The sequence below is a fragment of the Psychrobacter pasteurii genome (assembly GCF_900162815.1).
GTDB classification, from domain to species: Bacteria; Pseudomonadota; Gammaproteobacteria; order Pseudomonadales; family Moraxellaceae; genus Psychrobacter; species Psychrobacter pasteurii.
This window is the reverse complement of record NZ_FUGD01000065.1, coordinates 46,003-67,628: the sequence shown is the minus strand read 5'-3', so window position 1 is coordinate 67,628 and position 21,626 is coordinate 46,003. Positions and strand designations below refer to the sequence as shown.

Annotated in this window: 15 protein-coding genes; 7 read left to right on the top strand and 8 right to left on the bottom strand. The window is 42.6% G+C overall.

Going from position 1 to position 21,626, the window contains the following annotated elements:
• Positions 1-282 precede the first annotated feature (282 nt).
• Positions 283-2,391: a polyribonucleotide nucleotidyltransferase gene (pnp, locus tag A1232T_RS04690; protein WP_077448295.1), complete on the top strand. Its 2,109-nt coding sequence runs from the start codon at positions 283-285 to the stop codon at positions 2,389-2,391.
• A gap of 739 nt (positions 2,392-3,130) precedes the next feature.
• Here the strand turns inward: pnp and plsB are convergent.
• Positions 3,131-5,983 (bottom strand): glycerol-3-phosphate 1-O-acyltransferase PlsB, encoded by a 2,853-nt coding sequence (gene plsB / locus A1232T_RS04680; RefSeq protein ID WP_244152377.1) that lies wholly within the window; start codon positions 5,981-5,983, stop codon positions 3,131-3,133.
• Between the two features lie 366 nt (positions 5,984-6,349).
• On the opposite strand from plsB, the gene A1232T_RS04675 reads away from it, so the two are divergent.
• Positions 6,350-7,243, top strand: a complete 894-nt coding sequence (locus A1232T_RS04675; RefSeq protein ID WP_077448291.1) for an acyl-CoA thioesterase — start codon at positions 6,350-6,352, stop codon at positions 7,241-7,243.
• A gap of 123 nt (positions 7,244-7,366) precedes the next feature.
• On the opposite strand, the gene A1232T_RS04670 is transcribed toward A1232T_RS04675, so the two are convergent.
• Positions 7,367-8,692: a lytic murein transglycosylase gene (locus A1232T_RS04670; RefSeq protein WP_077448289.1), complete on the bottom strand. Its 1,326-nt coding sequence runs from the start codon at positions 8,690-8,692 to the stop codon at positions 7,367-7,369.
• A 206-nt stretch (positions 8,693-8,898) separates the two neighbouring features.
• Here A1232T_RS04670 and A1232T_RS04665 point away from each other — a divergent pair, with 206 nt between their 5' ends.
• The 3 genes from A1232T_RS04665 to A1232T_RS04655 all read left to right on the top strand — a co-directional run bounded on the left by A1232T_RS04665 (position 8,899) and on the right by A1232T_RS04655 (position 11,438).
• Complete coding sequence (locus A1232T_RS04665) at positions 8,899-10,005, top strand: RNA-guided endonuclease InsQ/TnpB family protein (protein ID WP_077448287.1); 1,107 nt, start codon at positions 8,899-8,901, stop codon at positions 10,003-10,005.
• A 37-nt stretch (positions 10,006-10,042) separates the two neighbouring features.
• A complete protein-coding gene (locus A1232T_RS14350; protein WP_341864612.1) occupies positions 10,043-10,216 on the top strand; it encodes a D-arabinono-1,4-lactone oxidase in 174 nt (57 codons plus the stop codon).
• A 178-nt stretch (positions 10,217-10,394) separates the two neighbouring features.
• Positions 10,395-11,438, top strand: coding sequence for a WG repeat-containing protein (locus A1232T_RS04655; protein ID WP_077448285.1), 1,044 nt, complete (start codon positions 10,395-10,397; stop codon positions 11,436-11,438).
• 186 nt (positions 11,439-11,624) lie between these two features.
• Here A1232T_RS04655 and A1232T_RS04650 read toward each other — a convergent pair whose 3' ends face one another.
• The 6 genes from A1232T_RS04650 to A1232T_RS04625 all read right to left on the bottom strand — a co-directional run bounded on the left by A1232T_RS04650 (position 11,625) and on the right by A1232T_RS04625 (position 16,831).
• Positions 11,625-12,254 carry a glutathione S-transferase family protein gene (locus A1232T_RS04650; protein WP_077448283.1) on the bottom strand — a complete coding sequence of 210 codons (630 nt, stop codon included), beginning with the start codon at positions 12,252-12,254 and terminating at the stop codon, positions 11,625-11,627.
• A gap of 9 nt (positions 12,255-12,263) precedes the next feature.
• Positions 12,264-12,941, bottom strand: a complete 678-nt coding sequence (locus A1232T_RS04645) for a type 1 glutamine amidotransferase domain-containing protein (protein WP_077448281.1) — start codon at positions 12,939-12,941, stop codon at positions 12,264-12,266.
• A 69-nt stretch (positions 12,942-13,010) separates the two neighbouring features.
• Positions 13,011-14,060: an NADP-dependent oxidoreductase gene (locus tag A1232T_RS04640; protein WP_077448279.1), complete on the bottom strand. Its 1,050-nt coding sequence runs from the start codon at positions 14,058-14,060 to the stop codon at positions 13,011-13,013.
• Between the two features lie 162 nt (positions 14,061-14,222).
• Positions 14,223-15,443 carry an iron-containing alcohol dehydrogenase gene (locus A1232T_RS04635; RefSeq protein ID WP_077448277.1) on the bottom strand — a complete coding sequence of 407 codons (1,221 nt, stop codon included), beginning with the start codon at positions 15,441-15,443 and terminating at the stop codon, positions 14,223-14,225.
• 337 nt (positions 15,444-15,780) lie between these two features.
• The gene (locus A1232T_RS04630; protein ID WP_077448276.1) at positions 15,781-16,092 is read right to left on the bottom strand and encodes a VOC family protein; all 312 of its coding nucleotides are present in this window, start codon (positions 16,090-16,092) and stop codon (positions 15,781-15,783) included.
• Positions 16,093-16,156: 64 nt separating this feature from the next.
• On the bottom strand, positions 16,157-16,831 hold the full coding sequence (locus tag A1232T_RS04625; RefSeq protein WP_244152375.1) for a TetR/AcrR family transcriptional regulator: 675 nt from the start codon (positions 16,829-16,831) through the stop codon (positions 16,157-16,159).
• Positions 16,832-17,312: 481 nt separating this feature from the next.
• Here A1232T_RS04625 and A1232T_RS14345 point away from each other — a divergent pair, with 481 nt between their 5' ends.
• Together A1232T_RS14345 and A1232T_RS04620 are read left to right on the top strand one after the other, a co-directional pair.
• A complete protein-coding gene (locus tag A1232T_RS14345; protein WP_244152374.1) occupies positions 17,313-17,645 on the top strand; it encodes a hypothetical protein in 333 nt (110 codons plus the stop codon).
• Positions 17,623-21,534, top strand: coding sequence for an NAD-glutamate dehydrogenase (locus A1232T_RS04620; RefSeq protein ID WP_244152373.1), 3,912 nt, complete (start codon positions 17,623-17,625; stop codon positions 21,532-21,534). Before A1232T_RS14345 ends, A1232T_RS04620 begins: the two co-directional genes overlap by 23 nt.
• Positions 21,535-21,626: the final 92 nt, after the last annotated feature.

Here is a 21,626-nt window from a genome sequence, read left to right as displayed (position 1 = left end):
CTCCCTTTCTTCAAACCTGGAAGTTGTCTATCTAGATATTCCAGTCAGGGTGTCAAATGACTTTTATTGGTCAACTATGGCAAATCCCTGTAAAATAAGAGGCCATCTATTTGGTGACAATGGGCTTCTAACGTTTGCCTTGTTTGCTTCAAACTATCTAATACTCAATGAAGTGCAGAGGTTTGAGGTCTAAAAAAGCAGTCAAACGTTAGAGGCTAAAGTAAGTCTCAATAGATGTGTTACTCCTTTATATTTGCTAATTTATAAAAATAGGAAAAATTAATGTCAATGTTCAATACCATTTCTCGAGAGTTCCAATATGGCAACCAGCAAGTAATTATTGAAACCGGTCGTATCGCTAGACAAGCCAACTCAGTGCTTGTGCATATGGGTGGTGTTTCAGTATTAGTTGCGGTTGTGGTTAAAAGTGAAGCCAAAGAAGGTCAAAACTTCTTCCCGCTCACTGTTAACTATCAAGAAAAAATGTATGCAGCAGGTAAAATCCCTGGTGCTTACGGTAAGCGTGAAGGTCGTCCAACTGAGTTTGAAACTCTAACTTCTCGTTTAATTGACCGTCCAATTCGTCCTTTATTCCCAGAAGGCTATGTAAACGAAATCCAAATCACAGCTACTGTGGTATCAAGTGATAAAAAACACTATGCAGATATCGCTGCTATGATTGGTGCTTCTGCGGCACTAGCCATTTCAGATGCGCCGTTTAATGGTCCTGTTGGTGGTGCTCGTGTTGGTTTCATCAACGGTGAATACGTATTAAACCCTTCTATTGAAGAGTTAGAAAGCAGTGATCTTGACCTAGTTGTGGCGGGTACTAAATCTGCTGTATTAATGGTTGAATCAGAAGCAGCTGAGCTATCTGAAGATCAAATGTTAGGCGCAGTATTATACGGTCATGAACAGCAACAGATTGTTATTGATAACATTGTTGAGCTTGCCAAAGCCGTAGGTACTGAAAAGCAGCAGTTCGTTGCTCCTGAATTAAACGCTGAATTAAAAGAACAAGTTACTACCCAATTTGGCGGCCAAGTAGCAGAAGCTTATTCAATCAGCGACAAGCAAGACCGTTATGTGAAGCTTGATGAGATCAAAGCAGCGGCTATCGAAGCACTTGCTGGCGATCCTGAAAGTGAAGAGTTTGGCGAGAAAGAAGCTCAAATTAAAGAAATCTACGACGACCTTAAGTATCGTACAGTTCGTGACGCGATTCTTTCTGGCAAGCCACGTATCGATGGCCGTGACTTAGACACAGTTCGTGCTTTAGATATCCAAGTAGGCGTTCTACCTTATACTCATGGCTCAGCACTATTCACCCGTGGTGAAACTCAGGCTTTAGTAACCACAACTTTAGGTAACTCACGTGACGTGAACTTAATTGACTCGCTAGCGGGTACTATCCAAGATCATTTCATGTTGCACTACAACTTCCCACACTTCTCAGTAGGTGAGACAGGTCGTGAAGGTGTGCCTAAGCGTCGTGAAATCGGTCATGGCCGTCTAGCTCGTCGTGGTGTTCAAGCCATGCTTCCAGACAGCGATCGCTTCCCATACGTAATCCGTGTGGTATCAGAGATTACTGAATCTAACGGTTCGTCTTCTATGGCTTCAGTTTGTGGCGCAAGTCTTGCATTAATGGACGCTGGTGTACCTATGAAAGCCCCTGTAGCCGGTATTGCTATGGGTCTGGTTAAAGAAGGCGATCGTTTCGCTGTATTATCAGACATCTTAGGTGATGAAGATCACTTAGGTGATATGGACTTTAAAGTAGCCGGTACTAAAGATGGTATTACTGCATTACAGATGGATATCAAGATTGAAGGTATCACTGCTGATATTATGGAAAAAGCGCTTGAGCAAGCACACGCTGGCCGTATCCATATCCTAAATGCGATGAACGAAGTATTACCTGCTAGCCGTACTGAGATTAACGCTCATGCCCCTAACTATGCAGTAATGGAAATCAACTCCGACAAGATTCGTGATGTTATCGGTAAAGGTGGTGCAACCATCCGTCAGCTAACTGAAGACACAGGTGCGGTTATCGATATCGATGACAATGGTACTATTCGTATCTTTGGTGAGAACAAAGCAGCTACTAAAGAAGCGATTCGCCAGATTGAAGCTTTAACTGCGGAAGTTGAAGTAGGTAAAGTATATAAAGGTACTGTAGCTCGCGTTGTAGACTTCGGTGCATTCGTGACCGTATTACCAGGTACTGATGGTCTAGTACACATCTCACAGATCTCAGATGAGCGTGTAGAAAACGTTTCTGACTATCTAAGTGAAGGTCAAGAAATCAATGTACTGGTTCAAGACGTTGATAACCGTGGCCGCATCAAGTTAACTATGAAAGGTGTTGAGCAAGAACAAGCTTAATCTTTCTGCAACTTGATTGTAGTACAAAAAAAGCCGCTTCTTATAAGAAGCGGCTTTTTTTATAGGGAGACTTTCACATGAAGGTAATTCTCTGAGTTAGGCTAGTGCCTCTTTTTAGTGAAAATATGCTTTATTAGTTTGCTGTATAAAGGCTCAGTTGCTTTCTGTTGATGGGTCTTTTCTCGGAGTAAGTTTATGGCTTCATTAAAGCATTCAGCCTGTACTTTATTATCATAAAATTGAGGAGCTTCAACTGGAGCAGCTTCATTTGAGCAAATTGGCTTTAAGCGAGTGAAATTATAGTTAACGCCATCGTAGATTTTTTCGCAAGATAGACATTTATATAGATGGCCTTTCTGGTGTAGTGGGGCAGCTAGGTCTCCACATCGTCGGCACTGCATTGAATGTCGCTCTAAACTATCTGCGATGTCTATAAGTAGGTTGTTATCCTTTTTAATTTTTCTATAGTCCATACTAACATCCAACATGTTTCAGAGATGACGTTGAATAACGACATAAGTAGTGATTGGTTCGATTGTACGTATCAAATAATTACATAATTGTAATCATTTTGCAATAAATATTACTTGATATTGATATATATTATGTGTATAGAAGAATTCTTGTTAACTGAGCTTACTAACAATAGTTTTTTGTGGGGAGTACCAAAAAAAGGGACAGCCACTGGCTGTCCCTTTTTCGTTCTAAACAATTCTTTTTTATTCTAAACCATTAAAGCCTAACGCTTACGGCTAAACTTGCTTAGTTTCTTATTGTTGATTTCACTAATAGCATGGTTTATGTCTTCTTCATCCAAAGTCGCCACATGCTGTAAGATTTGCATGATATCAGGGCTTAGGATGTAGTGGGCATGGCGAGCAATATTATTAATACGCTCATCAAAGGTTAACACTCCAGTTTCTGGATCCTTTTGTACATAGTCTAAGCGTATTAACGTGCTCAAGAAGCTAGTAAATAGAGCACGATCGAAGAAGTCAGGGATATCATCTGCGTATAAGACAGACAGACGCTGACCTAATAGATGACATAAGTCGACCACTTGCTCAGCGGTTAAATTACCTGAACCTTGTTGTGCTAATAAAGCCAACGACATAAAGTAACGCTCAAGGCTTTGAGACACTGGGGTGGCTAGCATATCTAATTGTTGATATTGCTCGCTGTTTTTCTCTGGTGTTCCCAGTACACCATCTCCTAAGTCCACTACCATTCCTTGATCAATCAAGTTATTTAACTTCTCATCAATCATAGCAGGCAAGTTACGAGCAGCACGGTATAAAAACAGCTCACTTTGTAAGAAAGGATAAAGCTGAGTGACGATATTATCTAAGTGCTCACGCTGAATACGGCCATTACTATAGACTAAGGCCGATAGGAATGATGACATGATGAACACATGCAAGATGTTGTTTCTAAAGTAGCTTAAGATTGCCATCTGCTTTGGCAAGACTTTAATCATATCCCCTAAGATATGCGGGGTACGCTCTACCAGCTTAAGCTTAATGCCGTAATCAATGATGGATTGTGGCGACATATCGGTAATGATAGTGCTTTCAGAATAAGGAGAGCCATGGGCTATTTTTTGATAAAGAGCCAGTTGTTCACGGCAGCTGTCTTCATCTAGAGCTGCTTTTGGGGTAGAGAGTAATACCAAAGACAGCAAGGCGATAGGGTTAACTACGGCTGCCTTATTGATATTTTGCATGATTTTAATGCCAAGATTATCTACCATGGCCATCGCATTATCACTTAGCGGCGTGTCAGTACGATCAACAGGTAAGCTGTTAGGCTTGACGTCAAACTTTTCCATGAAGTCTTCCATGAGTAGGGGAGTACCGAAGCTTAGGTGTACGTGACCGAAGATACGCTCAATTTTGCGGCTGACTTTTAACAGACCTAGTATAGATTCTGATTCTTTTGGCTTACCTTTAAGTTCACCAATATAAGTACCACCCTCCATGATGCGCTCATAACCGATATAGGTTGGGATGAATGCCATCGGTTTATTTGAGCCTCTTAGATGACTGTGTACTGTCATTGATAGCATGCCTAATCTAGGGGGTAGTAAGCGACCTGAGCGTGAGCGGCCCCCTTCGATGAAGTATTCGATAGGCGTATTGCGTTGGATTAGAGTATGTAGATATTCTCGTAGGACGGCTTTGTATAGCTCATTGTCTTTGAAGCTACGACGAATATAGAACGCAATTGCATTGCGTAAGATAGGGCCAAGTACAGGAACGTCTAAGTTGTTTCCAGCTGCGACATAAGGCAAACTTAAGCCTTTTTGGAAGATAACATAGCCCAGTAGCAGATAGTCCACATGGCTTCGGTGACAAGGGACATAGATAAGCTCATGAGTCGTAGCCAGCTCACGTACTTGCTCAAAGTGATGGACCTCGATGCCGTCATAAAGCTGAGTCCACAGCCAAGTTAAAAATCTGTAGAAGAAGCGAATAACTGAGTAATTATAATCGTTGGCTATCTCGTTGATGTAACCGCGAGCCAGTTTTTTGGCCTCATCAAAGCTAATGTTTGACTCTTCTGCCTCTTTTTGACAGGCGTAATGAATCGCCGGGGAATTAACCAGCTTGTCTACTAAGTTGCGTCTATCAGATAAGTCGGGGCCAATCATACTTTGACGCTGACTGTCTAAGTAAGCATTTAATTTGTGCTGTACCAGCAACGCTAAGCTAAAGTTGGCTTCTGAAGCAGTAACCAAAGCGGTAGAGGTGGATAAGCAGTCAGCCTCAACATTTCTTTTGGCCTCAAGTAGCAGTTCTTTGTCACTGTTTGGCGTCTGACTGTTTTCTAAATCGACAGAGTCAAACAGTTGCTGTGATAATTGAGAGGACTGCTCAGAGCTGTCTGTCTGTGAAGTAGATAAGGACTCCACCAAATCATGCAAAGACTGGGGTGGGTGAAACTGAACGAAGGTATCACGTCCCATCATACCGATGTTAAACAGCTGCTTGGTAATAGAAGGTTCTTCCCAGTTATCAGCCATTAAAAGCTTAAACAAAGAGTCTTCGTTATCTGGAGCGCGGCCCCATAAGATTGAAACGGGTACCAGATTAATCTTTACGGCTGGGTTTTCACGGCAAGCGGTTACCAAGCGGGATAGTCTTGGAGACACCTTACGGCCATCTGCATTAGGATGGTTTAGAAAAATAATCGCCGCGTTTTCGCTAATATTAAGGGCAGGGTTTTCCACACCCACTAAAGCTGGCGGGAAGTTATGCTCTTTGGTCTGTAAGTCGACTAGAATACTATTAGACCGAGAGTACTCGCGTAATACATAGAAGGTGAGCGCTTCATCTTCGGTGTTGATGGTGGGTAGGTCACCAATGACCTTTGGCTTCACTGCCAAATCGAGTGTTTTACCAGATAGTTTTCGATATAACTGGTTTACAGAGCGACCAGAGCGAGAAATAGCTGCACTGGCTTGAGCAGCTTGCTCTTGTAAGCTCGAAGTAGAGCGTTGAGCATTTGACGCAATGTTCTTAGTGGATTTTTGGGCTTGGCGCTGCTGTTTTAGGCGCTTTTTTAAAGAATGCATTAAGCGAGATGGTAGCATAAGTATTAGTCAAACCTATTAATAATGATAGGGCTATATTGCCACAAAATACAATAAAGTAATACAGTTGTTCTCTGAAAATATGAAGCTATAGCTTTATTATAGAGTATTGGATGCTTTGATGCTCCTCATTCAAAACTCAATTTGTGCCAAAAAGTAACCATCAAATATTCAGTCATAATGTCGCAGTTTTGAGCGAGTAAAGTTGGTCAAACTACTTTTATTCATTTTTACGAAACTGGGACTTTACGATAAGTATTATTATTTACACTAACTTAGTATGTATAATATGACTCGTATTATAAGGGTTACACAGTATTTTTTGGGGCGTAGGGCTAAGATTATTTAGGGTTGCTGGAGAGTTAAATGTTTGATTATAAACAGCTTGTTGATCAATTATTAAATACCGTGAAATTAAAAGAAGTGGCTCCTGATGTATTTGAAGGAGAGAGCTTTGATTATGTAGGAAAGCGCATTTTTGGTGGTCAAGTGCTGGCTCAAGCAATTATGGCAGCATCGCATACCTTAAATGAAGACAAACCATGTCACTCTTTGCATGGTTATTTTTTGCGCGGTGGTAGTATTAATCAGCCGGTTATTTATAAAGTCCGTCATCTGAGAGATGGCCGTAGTCTATCTGCACGTGAAGTAACTGCAATACAATACAAAGAAGACCAACAGGGCAATAAGTTAGAGCAGGTTGTATTTACCATGATTGCTTCCTTCTCTCCGATGGAGGGAGGGCTTGACTATCAAGAAGAAATGCCAGCTTACCCACCGCCAGAAGATTTAGAGTCAGAGCAGTCTTTAAAAGAGCATCACGTGGGAAGTGTACCCGAGCCGTTGCGTGAGCGTTTTATGCGTCCCCGTCATGTTGAAATTAAGCCAGTAAAACCACGTGACCCTGTTTACCCTGAGCCGATGGAACCAAAACAGGCCAACTGGCTACGTATTCGTGAGTTAGGTGAGCAGCCAGTAGCCATACAGCAAGCTTTATTGGCATTTTCTTCAGATTATTACTTAGTTGGCACCGGGCTTATGTCACATGGCATTAGCTTTATGACCAAAGGGCTACAAGCGGCTAGTATTGATCACTCAATGCATTTTCATCGTCCTTTTGATATCAATGAGTGGCTACTTTATGACATGTGGAGCGATACCACCTCTCATTCAAAAGGCTTGAATCATGGTCAGTTTTGGCAAAACGGTAATTTAGTGGCCACAGTGCAGCAAGAGGGCTTGATGCGCTTGCGAGGATAATAGCTGACAGCTTAGGAAGCTTATTACCCTACTAACCCTATGCCATTCTGCATACTAACCATAAAAAATAGCCGTTCATTGAACGGCTATTTTTTTAATCAGTTTTCGTTAACCAGTGAGGGGCTACCAAATTAAGGAAGAAGCACTGTTTAGTGTCACAAAGCCATCAGGTGTCTGACCATTGGCAGCTTGCCAGCGAGCAAAAGCGTTACGGGTATTGGTGCCCATAATGCCATCCACACCTTTGGTGTCGTAACCAGCATTGGTTAGACGCTGTTGTAGATTACGAACTTGAGCGCTGGTTAAAGGCTTCTCATAACGAGGCCATGATTTTTGAATACCTGACTGACCGTTGATACCTCGACCTAGTAAACTCACTCCTAACGCATAGTTTGAAGAGTTGTTGTATACCTTAATCACATCGAAGTTAGGGCTTAATAATAAAGCAGGGCCGTCTTTACCCGCTGGCAGCCACATTTCAAACGCAGTGTTGGCATCAAGATAAGCGCCATCTATTGGGCTAATACCCATATTACGCCAGCTTGAACCTGGAAGCTTTTGGCCTAATAAGCTGAAGTCAAAGTTGGCAGGTAAAGTCACTTCGTAGAACGGAGATAGACCGCGTACCCAGCCTGATTTGCTTAGATAGTTAGCCGTAGAAGATAAAGCGTCCGCAGTTACCCAAGGACTACGGCGGCCATCGCCATCACCATCAACACCGAACTCTAACCAAGTACCTGGGATAAATTGAGTGTGACCCATACCGCCAGCCCATGAGCCATTTAGCTGTGAAGGGTAAACATCGCCACTTTGGATCAGTTTGATTAAGGACAATAACTGATCTTCCGCCCAAGCACGGCGGCGACCATCATAAGCTAAGGTGGCTAGTGAACTTGGAATATAGCTGTTACCAGTAACCGCACCGTAAGAAGACTCCATGCCCCAAATAGCAGTAATGATTTCAGCATTTACTCCATATTGAGATTCAAGGCGGCTTAGCAATGAGCGTTGGTCGTTAAATTTGCTCTTACCTGTGCTGATACGTCCACCAGATACCGCGGAATCCGCATAGTCCCAAGGCATTTTTACGAACTCAGCTTGGTTAGAATCTAGTGAGATTACCTGACTGTTTAACTGTGCTGAGTCTAAAATACGGCTCACATCATAGGCGTTATAACCTTGATTTACCGCACGCGTACTAAAGTCAGATTTCCATTCATAGAAGCTGCTATAAGTGGCCTTTGGCTCTGGTGCAGGCTTGGGCTGTGGTGCAGGCTTTGGTTTGGGCTTAACAATTACCACTGGGGCAGGCTTGCTTACAGGCACTTGTTGTACTGGGGCTTGGCTGGCACAGCTGGCAAGTATGATGGCAGGTCCAAGGACCAACACGCTCTTTAGTAAGGTCATTTTGATTTTATTATTTGAGCTTAATCTGGTGGTTTTTGACATAAGGTAGGGCCTCACAGATATAGAGTGTTAAAAGGGGTTGTTAAAAAAGAGTGTTAAGCAAAGGGATGTGATTGACCTTGCTTGTAAATTTATCACCGGTCGCCGTAAAACCACCCACTTCAGGGGGTGGATATAAGGCGACATATACTGTCGTAAGAAGCAGTTAAAGGGTTGTAAGCTAAAATTAATCTCGGCATACTAAAGGTATGAAAACCCTCAAACTACGCATTAAAGACAAGCACATAAAAGAGCTGAATCAGCTAAGCGGTTCAGTAAACTTCGTGTGGAACTATGTTAATGCGCTGTGCTTTGAACATTTAAAACGTACCGGTAAGTTTTTTAGTGCTTATGATTTAAGTGAGTATACCAAAGGTAGCGGTGAGTATTTAGGATTACACAGTCAGACCTTACAAGCTATCAATGAGACTCACGCTAAATCACGTAAACAGTTTAAAAAAGCCAAACTTAACTGGCGCACCAACCGTCCTGATACCAAACGTAAATCACTAGGTTGGATACCTTTTAAAAAGTCTGCTATCAAGTATCTAAGCACAAGACAAACGGGAAAGAAAGCACTTAAATCAAAAATTCAGCTATCACTTTCTAAAGGTCAAAAGCTCATCATAGATGTATTCGATAGCTACAACCTAAGCCTATATCAAATCAACACCTTAGAGATAGTACAAGACAGTCGTAATCGTTGGTATGCGTGTATCACCGTTAAAGACTACCCCAAACAAGCAAGTGGTATGGGTAGCGTTGGTATTGACTTAGGTTTAAAGGAAGCTGCTACCACATCAACGGGCCACAAACTACAGATTAAACAGACTCAAAAATGGGCGAATAAATTAGCAACCGCTCAGCGTGCTAAGAATAAAAAGCGTGTCAAAGCAATCCATGCCAAAATCAAAAACACAAGATTAGACTTAATTCATAAATTCACCACAAAGCTAGTGCAGGGCAATGCCTTGATTGTGGTTGGTGATGTTAAATCACGCTCATTTACCAATAAAAAGACCAAGCTAGCTAAATCGACATACGATGCAGGTTGGTTTGAACTTAAACGACAACTGGAATACAAATGCAAGCATGCAGGTTGTCAGTTTGAGATCGTAAATGAGAGTTACACTACCCAGACCTGCTCGTGCTGCCACAAGATAAGTGACAGTAGTCCGAGAGGTAGAGCAGGTTTGCGAATAAGAGGATGGAGGTGTGCTGAGTGTGGCACATGGCATGATAGAGATATCAATGCTGCTAAGAACATCCTTGCGGTCGGGCTTGACCGTCTAGCTGTAGGAATCCCCTCGGTTTAGCGAGGGGAGGAAGTCAACTTTCCACGTCTATAGGGGTATGGATAGCGAGCCGTTATTTAATTGGCTATACGATTATATGAAAAAGTGGAACGGCCATCCGCATTGGGGTAAGGTAAATAAGCTGAGTACCGCTGAGTTACACGAGCTATATCCACAAATAGCACGTTTTTTAGAAATACGAAAAAATATGACCCAGATAATGTGTTTATGAACAGTTGGCTTGAACAAAAGTTTTTATCCAACTAATGGCTGCATAAGTAGGTAAAATAGTCGAAACAGAGTTTCCTTATTACTACTTGATTGCAATATTTTATTGCAAGCATGGTATATCTATTTAAATTCTGTTATTTTTCAATAAACACACAATCTATTTACTACTTATTAGAGATATGACATTAAATACAACCCGTAATTCAAAATCGCATCTGATTAAAGCCCTCTCACTCTGTGCCACTTTAGGGGTGCTGAGTGTACCGGCTTATGCCTGTCAGGTACCCAAAAGCTACTACTCCAATGTTTTTTGTACGGCCAGTAGTGATTATTTCTTAGCTTTAAAAGACTCAGGTCAGCCGGTAGCTTTAATTGATAAGAGAGGGAAGCGAGTTGCTGATTTATCGCGGTACAATGGTATTGATGTCAGCAAGCTTAAAGATGGGCTTATTCCCGTTCAAAGACGAGGCAAAGTAGGTTATATCAATACTTCAGGTCGAGAGGTTATTCCTGCAGTTTATGATGTGATTGCTGGAGACAGTCAAACCAAAGGCTGGTCACGTGCGGTAAGTAATAATCGTATTGTGGTAAAAAAAGCCGGTAGCTTTGGGGTGATTGATACCAAAAATAGAGTCATTGTTCCTTTTTCAGCGAACAATAGAAGCATCAGTGACTTTAATGGCAACCTAGCAACCATTACCACCCGAAGCGGTACGCAGTGGGTGGATATCAATGGACGACCGACTGCAAATCCAGCTAAAACTGTCCCTAACCGTAATGCAACAACAATAGCTTCTAAACCTGTGGTAAATACCACCACAGTGATTCAAAGCCCAAGTGTTACGCAGACACCAACACAGACTCAAAGCTTTACCAATACGGCCAATGCGCAAGTTTGGCAGCCAGAAAAGCGTGATGGGAAATGGGGCTATGTTAACTATAGCGGCGTACCTATGATTAAATTCTTATTCCAGCAAGCAATGCCTTTCTCTGAAGGTCTTGCTGGGGTGCGTATGGATAATAAATGGGGCTTTGTGAACTTGGCTGGAGAGCTTGTCATCCCGTTCAACTATGAAGAGTCAAAAGTTCGCCGAGGTAGAGGCGCAACTTATAAAGGGGCCGAGCCTTTTGTGTTTAAAGATGGCAAAGCTTGGGTAGGCAACGCAGCCAATGGCGCCCAGATGTGTATTGATAATAAAGGAAACTATGTCAGCTGCTCTTAATAGGTTTCTAGTATAAGCCTGCTCCAAGAGGCTTAGGTAATACCTTGTTTATTTGCATAGTTTATATGAATAAAAAAGCAGCCCTTTAATATATTAAAGGGCTGCTTTTTATTGTCTAAAACTTTTTTTGTCTAAAACATAACGCTTCAGAGCATAACTATATCAGAAGTCAGTGTCAGTGACCGCTTATTTAGACTCATCGTACTGAGCTTCAAGCTGCAAAGCTCGCTGATAGCTATCAAGCTTGGCCAACTGCTGTGCGTAAGCGGCAATGTTAGGGTACTCTGCTAAGATCCCGCGCTGCTCTAGCATGATTAAATCAAACGACAACATAAAGTCAGCGCCAGTTAGCTTGTCAGCCACAATAAATGATTTTCCTTCAAGCTCATCATTTAAGTAGCTAAGCAGATTTTGCTTCTCTTTGGCGATATAGCCTTTTAGGAACTCGTTGTCACCAACACCAGCAGCCTGAGTGAATAGTTCAAGTAGCATAGGCACCATCAATGAGCTTTCAGCAAAGTTCATCCACTGTAGATATAGAGCGTATTCAGCACTATCAGGTGCAGGGCGCAGGGTATCGGCAGCAAAACGATCAATTAACAGCTCGGTAATGGCGACAGATTCAGCAACCACTTGACCATCAAGCTCAATCACTGGTGATTTACCCAGTGGGTGCGCTTGTTTTAGGCTCTCGGGTGCTAAATGAGTGGTCGCATCACGCTGATAACTAACCACTTCATAAGGCTGGCCCAGCTCTTCTAATAACCATAAGATACGCAGTGAGCGTGACTGGTTTAGATGGTGAAGTTTAATCATAAATTCGCCTTAGGCTTGTAATCGTTCAATAAGAACCTTGGCCACATCTTCTGATGAAGCAGGGTTTTGACCGGTAATTAATAAGCCATCTTCAACCACGTATGATTGCCAGTCCGCACCTTTTTCATAATGACCGCCATTTTCTTGAAGTACGTCTTCTAATAAGAAAGGCACCACGTCAGTCAGGCCAACGGCTTCTTCTTCAGTGTTACTAAAGCCAGTGACTTTTTTATTTTTTACCAAGTACTCGCCGTCTACTTTTACGTTTTTCAGAGCAGCGGGTGCGTGGCAAACAAAGGCAACGGGTTTGTCTGATTTAACAAAGTCTTCGATAAGTGAGATGGATTTTAGATCAACTGCCAAATCCCACATAGGACCATGACCGCCTGGATAGAATACTGCGTCATAATCGGTTGCCTTAATCTCAGCAAGCTTATGAGTAGTGGCTAGCTGTTTATTGGCTGCTTCATCTGCTTTAAAGCGTTCAGTAAATTCAGTTTGTGCTTCTGGCACATCACTGCTTGGGTCAAGGGGTGGCTGACCGCCGGCAGGAGAGGCTAATGTAATCTCAGCGCCAGCATCTTTGAAAGCATAGTAAGGAGCGGCAAATTCTTCTAACCAGAAGCCCGTTTTTTTGCCAGTTTCTGCCAGCTTATCGTGTGAGGTCAGTACCATTAAAATTTTCATATATTGTCCTTTGATTATTATCTATTTTTAAGTAAGTTTTTTGAGTGAGATTTTAAGCTTCATTATTTATTATTTAGGATCAGCAACTTTAACCACGGTTTTACCAAAGTTATTGCCTTCAAGCATATCCACGAAGCCTAGTGGGGCATTAGCCAAACCATCAACCATATGTTCTTTGGTTTTAACTTTTCCTTCAGTGACCCATTTGCCCATAGTTTGTAAGAACTGCGGGAAGTGATCGCCGTACTCTTCAAAGATAATAAAGCCTTTCACGGTTAGGCGCTGTCTTAAGATGGTGCTCATTAGCAGGCTTAAGCGGTCTTTGCCATCAGGCAGTTCGGTTTGGTTATAGTGAGCTGCAAGGCCACAAACAGGGATGCGAGCGTGGGCGTTGAGTAGCGGTAATACCGCATCAAATACCCGGCCACCAACGTTTTCATAGTAGATATCAATACCATTAGGACACGCTGCTGCTAATTGCGCTTCAAAGTCATCGGCACGGTGATCAAGACACACATCAAAGCCTAATTCTTCTACCGCATATTTGCACTTATCAGCACCACCTGCCACGCCAACTACTTTTAGGCCATGAATTTTGCCCACTTGGCCGACAGTTGCGCCTACAGGACCGGTTGCTGCACCCACTACTAAAGTTTCGCCGGCTTGAGGTTTACCAATATCGGTTAGGCCCATATAGCCGGTGAAGCCTGGCATACCGAGTACGCCTAAGCCGTAGGACGGGTTGCTCATGTCTTTGGTTAGCTTGTATACGCCTTCACCGTTGCTGACGCTATAGTCCTGCCAGCCGCCGTAAGCAACCACGATATCACCTTCACTAAAGCCTTCAACGTTTGAGCTAACCACTTGCGATACGGTGGCGCCTAGCATGACATCGCCCACTTCTAGGGGATCGGCATAGCTTTTGGTGTCACTCATACGGCCGCGCATGTAAGGGTCAAGGGATAGATACAAGGTGCGTAGTAGCATCTCGCTGTCACTTGGCGTGGGGACCTCTGTCGTGGTTAATTCAAAGTTGTCATCCACCGGTTTACCGTGAGGACGGCTGGCCAGTTTTACCTGACGATTTAGGGTATCTGATTGGGTAGTATCAAAAGTCATGAGAGTCATCCTTTATTGTTATTCGCGTTTGTTTTAATTAATTTAACTTGTATTGGAGAAGGGCACAGTTGCCTATTTCATTGTAGAGTAGGTAAGCTGTGCCAATGCCGTGCTTTTGTACAAGGCTTATAAACGATTGCAAGTAGGCCAATATGATACAAATTAAGCTTGAGCGGCACGCTGTAAGATACGGCGAGAGACTTCTAGATCATTGGCTTTGTGCTCACCAAGTTTAGTCATACCGTGCGCTTCTAATTGCTTGATGATAGGATCAATAGCGCTTTCATCTAAGTTGGCATCAGCAAGACTGATTGGTAAACCTAAGTCTTTGAAGAAGTTCTCAGTGCGAACAATGGCTTCTTCAATGATAGCGTCTTCGTCTTGAGCGGTATCGGTGCTGATATTCCAAACGTTTTGCGCATATTGTAGAAGCTTGTCTTTTTTGCTGACTTTTAGCTCACGCATTAGTGATGGCAGAACTATGGTTAACGTACGAGCATGGTCGATGCTGTGTAATGACGTTAATTCGTGACCAATCATGTGTGTGGTCCAGTCTTGTGGCACGCCAGCACCAATTAGGCCGTTTAATGCCATAGTCGCTGTCCACATGATATTTTTGCGTACCTCTAAGTCGTCTGGATTGGCTTTAACGGCTTTACCTTCAGTGATTAAGATTTTTAGCAGGCTTTCGGCAAAAGCATCTTGTACTTTAGCATTCACTGGATAGGTTAAATACTGCTCGATTACGTGAACAAAGGCATCAGCCACACCGTTCATTACTTGACGCTCAGGTAAGGTCAAGGTCTTAGTAGGGTCTAAGATTGAGAATTTAGGATAAGTAAGTGGGTTGCCAAAAGGGAGTTTGGCTTGACGTTCACTATAATTAATTACGCCGCCAGAGTTCATCTCTGATCCTGTTGCTGGAATGGTTAATACTGCGCCTAAATCAATGGCTGAGTCGATACCTTTAGTAAAGCTGGTCAAAGCGTCCCATGCTTTTTCACGTGATACCTTATTTGAAGACGGGCTGTCTTCTTCGGTTAAGTGAGATACCAATGCGACAAATTTACTGCCATCAATAACAGAACCGCCGCCAACAGCTAAGATAAAGTCGACGTTATTTTCATTGACCATATCAGCCGCTTTCATTAGCGTGGTGAATTCAGGGTTTGGCTCAATACCGCCAAATTCAAACACTTCACGTTTGCTGCCCTCAGCATTTAAAGCATCTTTTACTTCGTCAAGTGTGCCAGTACGCTGTGCTGAGCCACCACCGTAAGTGATTAACACGCGAGCATTGTTAGGCACCAAATTTGATAGCTCTTTGATTTGACCTTCGCCAAAAACGATACGTACTGGGTTGAAATACTGAAAGTTATTCATAAAAATCCTTGGTTGATTTGCTAAAAATGAGGATGAAAAAAAGCTTCTTTTAAACGCTGATATTTGTTTTTAAACGGTAATATTTGTGCTAGAAAATAAGTTTGAGAATATGTGGTTAGAAGCTTTTTTAAAAAAATGGAGTTAAATGATTAAGTCTAGGCCTACAAATTAGATGGTTAAGACAGGCTAGTTCGTAATTGATAATGGATATAATACAGGTGGATTAGACCGGTCGTCTAGTATTTTTACAAAACTATCTAATAAATGGTGAGGAGGTCAATCGCCTACCAATTATATTCGGTAATAATTGCAGTTGTGTTATGGATTGTGTTGTGAGCTATAAGTACTGCATAAGCTCGATAGGCGCACCGTTGACTTCAACAAAAGCTACGATTAAGCCTTCGCTAGGGGAGTTGGGCTCAATAATAACCTTCTTACCTTCAAGCTCTTTTTCTAGGTCATCGACCACAAAAGCCACATGGGGGATAGTCTTTACAATATCAGGATAAGGCGCATCATCCCAATAGCGCTGCCACTGTATACCGTAAGGGTTGTTTTCGTGATCAGAAACTGTCATTTTTAAATGCGGCAAATCAATTTCACCTTCAAATCTTTCTTGAGTAGGAATGCCGATATGATTGAACTTCATTTTAAATCCCTTTTATTCTATATATCGTTACTTACGTCAATAAACGCCTTTTATATTTAATATTCTAACGACCAAGCTCTGATGTCGTCATTTGCCACACTTCAGCAAGGGGAATATTAGAGCGACTGGTCTTAGCAATCAAACTCGCACCCAGCCAAGCATAATACCAACGTTTGGCGATACTCTCTGCAGCTAGGTTCTCAGTCTTAGGTATTGAACCATCTTCCCAGCCTTCTTTGATTTGTTTGCTAATCCAGTTGATGGTTTGCATATAGCCGCCCGCCAGCGCTTCACGCATGGGGTCAGAGATGTCTGATACTTCACCACTTAGCTTAACCACCAGACACTTTTCGTGGTCACATTCGTTTTGCTGAGTGTTGTACCAGAACTGAAAATAGTTATATAGCTTTTGTTGAGCATTGATTTCTTGATCTGAGATGGCTTCAAGGCGGTTTTTATAATGCTCAAAGTACCCTTTAATGATGGCCTCACCAAAGGCTTCTTTAGAGGCAAAGTAATGGTAAAAAGAGCCCTTTGGCACGCCAGCGGTGTCTAGTATTTGTTTAATACCAACGGCTGTAAAGCCTTTATGGGCAAGCAGTTTGTATCCAGTTGCCAACAAATGCGACTTGGTGTCGCTGGTGTCTTGGAAAAAACCACAGTTATCCGGTGTTAAGTATTCCCGATTCTTTTCAGCGGGGGGCGGTGTATTAAACGTAGAGGTTGATAATGAAGTCATAAATAATGATCCGATTTTTATTTAATAAGTCTGTTTCTATATTTTTAGCGTTTGGCTATAACTATATATTGTTGCAATATCATGAGTTTCCAGTCTATTAGACCAGTCAGTCAGTCAGGTTGCGCAGGTAGTCTATTAAGAACCTTCTGAGGCAAAAAGTCCATATTCTAAACGTAATACTTTCTTTTATAAATCATCAAATAGCGCGTTTATTGCTTTTAAGTTGCTGGCACGACTGCTTATCTGTTATATCTATCAATAATTTAATAAAAAATTTCAGATTTCAAGACGAGTTTCATTGCTAACTACCTACTAATAATTATGAGTAAAACGGCAATTGATGAAACATTGTTTAAGCCTTTAGTCTCAATAAAACTAGGCGTAGAATAAAATTCCATAACAAAAGATTTTGCATCATAACTAAAAAAACAATTCATCATAACTAAAAATTAATTGTTGAGATAAATACAAGGGAATGAATATGAAAAACACGCTTATATTAAGCGCTGAACGTCTTAAAAATATCACCAATATTGCCAGTGGCTATATCAGTAAAGACCAGGCATTGCTGGAAGATTTTATTTCAGTCTATTACCGCAACGTCGCAGGGCGCTTGGCTGGGCTAGAGTCAGATACCGACCTAGCAGGCATGGCACTGCATCATTTTGTATTATTAAAATCTTATCAAGACAACGAGCCAGCACTACGTTTGTTTAACCCGAGCGTTGAAGAGCATCATTTCCACAGTGGCCGTAGCGTACTGCAATTGGTAGCGTTCAACCGACGTGTATATGGATTTCTTAGGTATCCATAAATATGATGAATCTGGTCATCTAATCGGTGAGTATCGCTTTATCGGCTTGCTAACCTCACAGGCATATCAGCTGAGCGTTGAGCAGATTCCTCTACTGCGTGAAAAAGCCAACAAAATCATGGAGCAGGCTGACTTTCCTAAAAATGGCTACAACTATCACAAGTATATGCACATCATTAATAGCCTGCCACGTGATGGCTTATTCCAAGCCGGTATCGATGAGCTGTATCCTATCGTTGCTGGTATTGCGCAGCTTAAAGACAAAAAACGTCTGCGCCTATTTACCCGCTTAGATCATTATCAGCGTTTTGTGTCGTGCTTGGTTTATATCCCTCGCGATAAATTCAACACCAGTATGCGTGTGAAAGTTCAAAAGGCGTTAGTCGATGCATTCAATGGTACGTCTTCAGGATTTACTACCGAATTTGATGAATCGTATCACGCCAGAGTTCATGTGCATGTGCGCACTGAGCCGGGTGAGATTAACTCGGTTGATTTGACCGAACTTGAAGATGAGCTCAATGGTCTGGTGGAAGATTGGAGTGATCAGTATCAGCAAGTCATGCTAGAGACGCTGGGTGAGCAAAAGGCCAATAGCATATTCAAGCGTTACTTGAATACGATTCCTGCGGCGTATAAAGAGCACTTTGATGTGCGCACAGGCGTGGCGGATACCAAGCGCTTGGCGAGTTTAAGTGACAGCAATCCAATGATTTGGAAGCTGTATCAATCAACCGGTGATGACAGCAATCAGCTACATCTAAAATTGTACGGTCTTAATCAGCCAACTATCTTGTCCAATATTCTACCTATCTTAGAAAACTTCGGCGTGCTCGTGGTATCGGCTCAAACCTATGAGTTTGATGTACCAGAACAGCCAATGTGGCTACAAGAATATGAGCTAACGCTACGCAATGAGAAAACCATTGATTTAGCGGTAGTTCGTGAGCAGTTTGAAGACAGTTTGGCTCAAATTTGGGCAGGGCATGTAGAGAGTGATTCGCTCAATGAGCTGGTATTAGCTACTCGTCTAGACACCTTTGAAGTGGTCGTGTTACGTGCATTAATGCGTTATATCCTGCAAGCTAAAGCGCCGTTTTCAAGTCAATACATTCAGCAGACTTTGGTTAAAAATGGCGATATCGCTGTGATGATTGCTGACTTGTTTGATGCGCGTATGAATCCTGAATACAGCGACAATGCGCGAGCAGACAAAACCAAAGCCTGCCAAGAGCAATTAAAAGCAGCACTAGCTAAAGTAGACAGTTTAGATGAAGACAGAATACTGCGTTGGTACTTAGATTTAATCAACGCCATGTTACGTACTAACTTCTATCAGCGTGATAGTGATGGCAATCGTAAAGATCGTCTGTCATTTAAATTTGCGGCAAGTGAGATTCCAAACCTGCCTAAACCAAAACCAATGTTTGAGATTTTTGTTTACTCACCGCGCGTTGAGGCCATTCACTTACGTGGTGGTAAAGTCGCGCGTGGCGGTTTGCGTTGGTCAGATCGTATGGAAGATTTCCGTACCGAGGTATTAGGTTTGGTTAAAGCGCAAATGGTGAAAAATGCAGTAATCGTTCCAGTCGGGTCAAAGGGCGGCTTTATCGTTAAGCAGAAAACCCCTGCCGATGGCCGAGAAGTATTTCAAAAAGAGGGCATTGAATGTTATCAAACATTCCTACGCGGTATGCTTGATGTGACCGACAACTTGGTCGATGGTAATGTCGTACACCCTGATAATACCGTGCGTCATGATGAAGATGACCCATACTTGGTTGTTGCAGCCGATAAAGGAACAGCCAGCTTCTCTGACATCGCCAATGGCGTGGCTAAAGAGTACGGATTTTGGCTTGATGATGCCTTTGCGTCAGGTGGTTCAGTCGGTTATGACCATAAAGCGATGGGTATCACGGCTCGCGGTGCATGGGAATCAGTCAAACGTCACTTTAGAATGCTCGGCTTAGATATCCAAAATAAAGATGACTTTACTGTCGTTGGTATTGGCGATATGAGCGGCGATGTGTTTGGCAACGGTATGTTGTTATCCAAGCATATTAAACTGCAAGAGGCCTTTAACCACCTGCATATCTTTATTGATCCAAACCCGGACACCAAAGCGTCTTATGAAGAACGCGAGCGTTTGTTTAATTTACCACGCTCAACTTGGGATGATTATGACAAGTCATTGATTAGCCAAGGTGGCGGTGTGTTCTCACGCTCAGATAAGTCGATTGCCATTAGCGATGAGATGAAAGAAGCGTTTGATATTTCCGAGGATAACCTAACGCCAAATGAGCTGATCAATCGATTATTAACAGCGCCAGTTGATTTGATTTGGAACGGTGGTATTGGGACTTATGTCAAGAGCCGTGCAGAGAGTGATGCGGATGTGGGCGACCGTGCTAACGATGCAGTGCGAGTGAACGGTGAAGACATTCGCTCTCGTGTAATCGGTGAGGGCGGTAACCTTGGGTGTACACAGCAGGGCCGTATTGAATACGCTCTATCTGGTGGTCCTGATCATGAGGGCGGTCATTTATACACCGATGCGATTGATAACTCAGCTGGCGTGAACTGCTCTGACCATGAAGTGAACATCAAAATCTTGCTAGGCAAAGTGGTCGAGCAGGGCGATATGACCATCAAGCAGCGTAATGACCTGCTTAAGAGCATGACTGATGAAGTGGCTCATCTGGTATTACGTCAAAATTACTTGCAGCCGCAAGCGCTTGAGCTGAGTCATTTAGATGGCGCTGAGAACTTAACTGACCATAAACGTATTATCGATTATCTTGAGGCGCAAGGTCGTCTTGATAGAGCGATTGAGTTCTTGCCTAGCAATGACGTCATTGAGCAGCGTATGAAAGCGGGTACAGGCATGACGCGCCCTGAGCTATCAGTGATACTTGCTTATGGCAAAATGTGGGTATATGAGCAGCTACTAGAGTCAGATTTACCAGATGATCCGTACTTTACCAATGAGCTGCGTAAATATTTCCCTGATGAGCTGGCAGGTCGCTTCTTTGATGAAATGACACGTCACCGCTTACACCGCGAAATCATCAGTACGTATCTGACCAATAGCGTGGTCAACCGTCTTGGTATTGAGGCCATCTTCCGCTTATTTGAAGAGACCAATCAAGGCGTGGCGACTCTAATCCGTGCTTATGCGATTGTCAGAGATATCTTTAGTGTGACAGAGAACTGGAAAACGCTTGAGTCGCTTGATAATAAGGTTGATGCGGTAACGCTGTTACAGCTTGAAATCAGAATCCGCTCAGTGCTTGAGCAAGGTATTGTATGGCTAGTCAACGCCTTTGGTAGCGACTTGCAAGTAGCGCCAACCATTGATAGATTTAAACAAGGTGTTTCTGAGTTAACCCAGTCACAAGGCATCATTGCCCAGCAGTTTGAAGCGCATCTTGAAGAAGATGTGTCAGATTTAACTGATTTGGGAATACAAAAGGATCAAGCGCAAAGCTTTGCGATATTGCCATATGCCATTGATGCGCTCGATACAGCACTATTAGCAGAGCAATACAATCGTCCGGTAGACGAGATTGCAACGCTGTATTTTGAGGTGTATCAGAACTTGCATATTGATTGGTTGATGCTAAATGTAGAGCATTTACCACAGCAAAATCATTGGGATAGACGCGCTCGTTATGCCTTGTTTAATGAGCTGACACGAAGTCTGCGTCAGATGATGAATAAGCTGTTGTCACAAGAGAAACCAGCTGAAGCACTTGAACGGTGGCAGCAAGTACACAAGCAGTCTATCGAAGATATGGCAGAGCAAATGTCTAAACTTGATGCTACTGAGGTTGGGTTATCTGCGTTATCGGTTATGATTAGCGAGATTAATAAACTGATTTCTGAATAATTGGCTAACACTAGATATTTAGAATGATATCTCTCTAAGAAAAGACCTCTTTATATATAAAGAGGTCTTTTTATTTAGTTCATGGTTTTAGT

Coding starts and splice junctions, on each gene's coding strand:
- A1232T_RS04675 (WP_077448291.1), top strand. CDS start 6,350: ATGTTTGATTATAAACAGCTTGTTGATCAATTATTAAATACCGTGAAA.
- A1232T_RS04665 (WP_077448287.1), top strand. CDS start 8,899: ATGAAAACCCTCAAACTACGCATTAAAGACAAGCACATAAAAGAGCTG.
- A1232T_RS04635 (WP_077448277.1), bottom strand. CDS start 15,443: ATGAATAACTTTCAGTATTTCAACCCAGTACGTATCGTTTTTGGCGAA.
- A1232T_RS04645 (WP_077448281.1), bottom strand. CDS start 12,941: ATGAAAATTTTAATGGTACTGACCTCACACGATAAGCTGGCAGAAACT.
- plsB (WP_244152377.1), bottom strand. CDS start 5,983: ATGCTACCATCTCGCTTAATGCATTCTTTAAAAAAGCGCCTAAAACAG.
- A1232T_RS14350 (WP_341864612.1), top strand. CDS start 10,043: ATGGATAGCGAGCCGTTATTTAATTGGCTATACGATTATATGAAAAAG.
- A1232T_RS04650 (WP_077448283.1), bottom strand. CDS start 12,254: ATGATTAAACTTCACCATCTAAACCAGTCACGCTCACTGCGTATCTTA.
- A1232T_RS04640 (WP_077448279.1), bottom strand. CDS start 14,060: ATGACTTTTGATACTACCCAATCAGATACCCTAAATCGTCAGGTAAAA.
- A1232T_RS04670 (WP_077448289.1), bottom strand. CDS start 8,692: ATGTCAAAAACCACCAGATTAAGCTCAAATAATAAAATCAAAATGACC.
- A1232T_RS04620 (WP_244152373.1), top strand. CDS start 17,623: ATGGATTTCTTAGGTATCCATAAATATGATGAATCTGGTCATCTAATC.
- pnp (WP_077448295.1), top strand. CDS start 283: ATGTCAATGTTCAATACCATTTCTCGAGAGTTCCAATATGGCAACCAG.
- A1232T_RS04630 (WP_077448276.1), bottom strand. CDS start 16,092: ATGAAGTTCAATCATATCGGCATTCCTACTCAAGAAAGATTTGAAGGT.
- A1232T_RS04625 (WP_244152375.1), bottom strand. CDS start 16,831: ATGACTTCATTATCAACCTCTACGTTTAATACACCGCCCCCCGCTGAA.
- A1232T_RS04655 (WP_077448285.1), top strand. CDS start 10,395: ATGACATTAAATACAACCCGTAATTCAAAATCGCATCTGATTAAAGCC.
- A1232T_RS14345 (WP_244152374.1), top strand. CDS start 17,313: ATGAAAAACACGCTTATATTAAGCGCTGAACGTCTTAAAAATATCACC.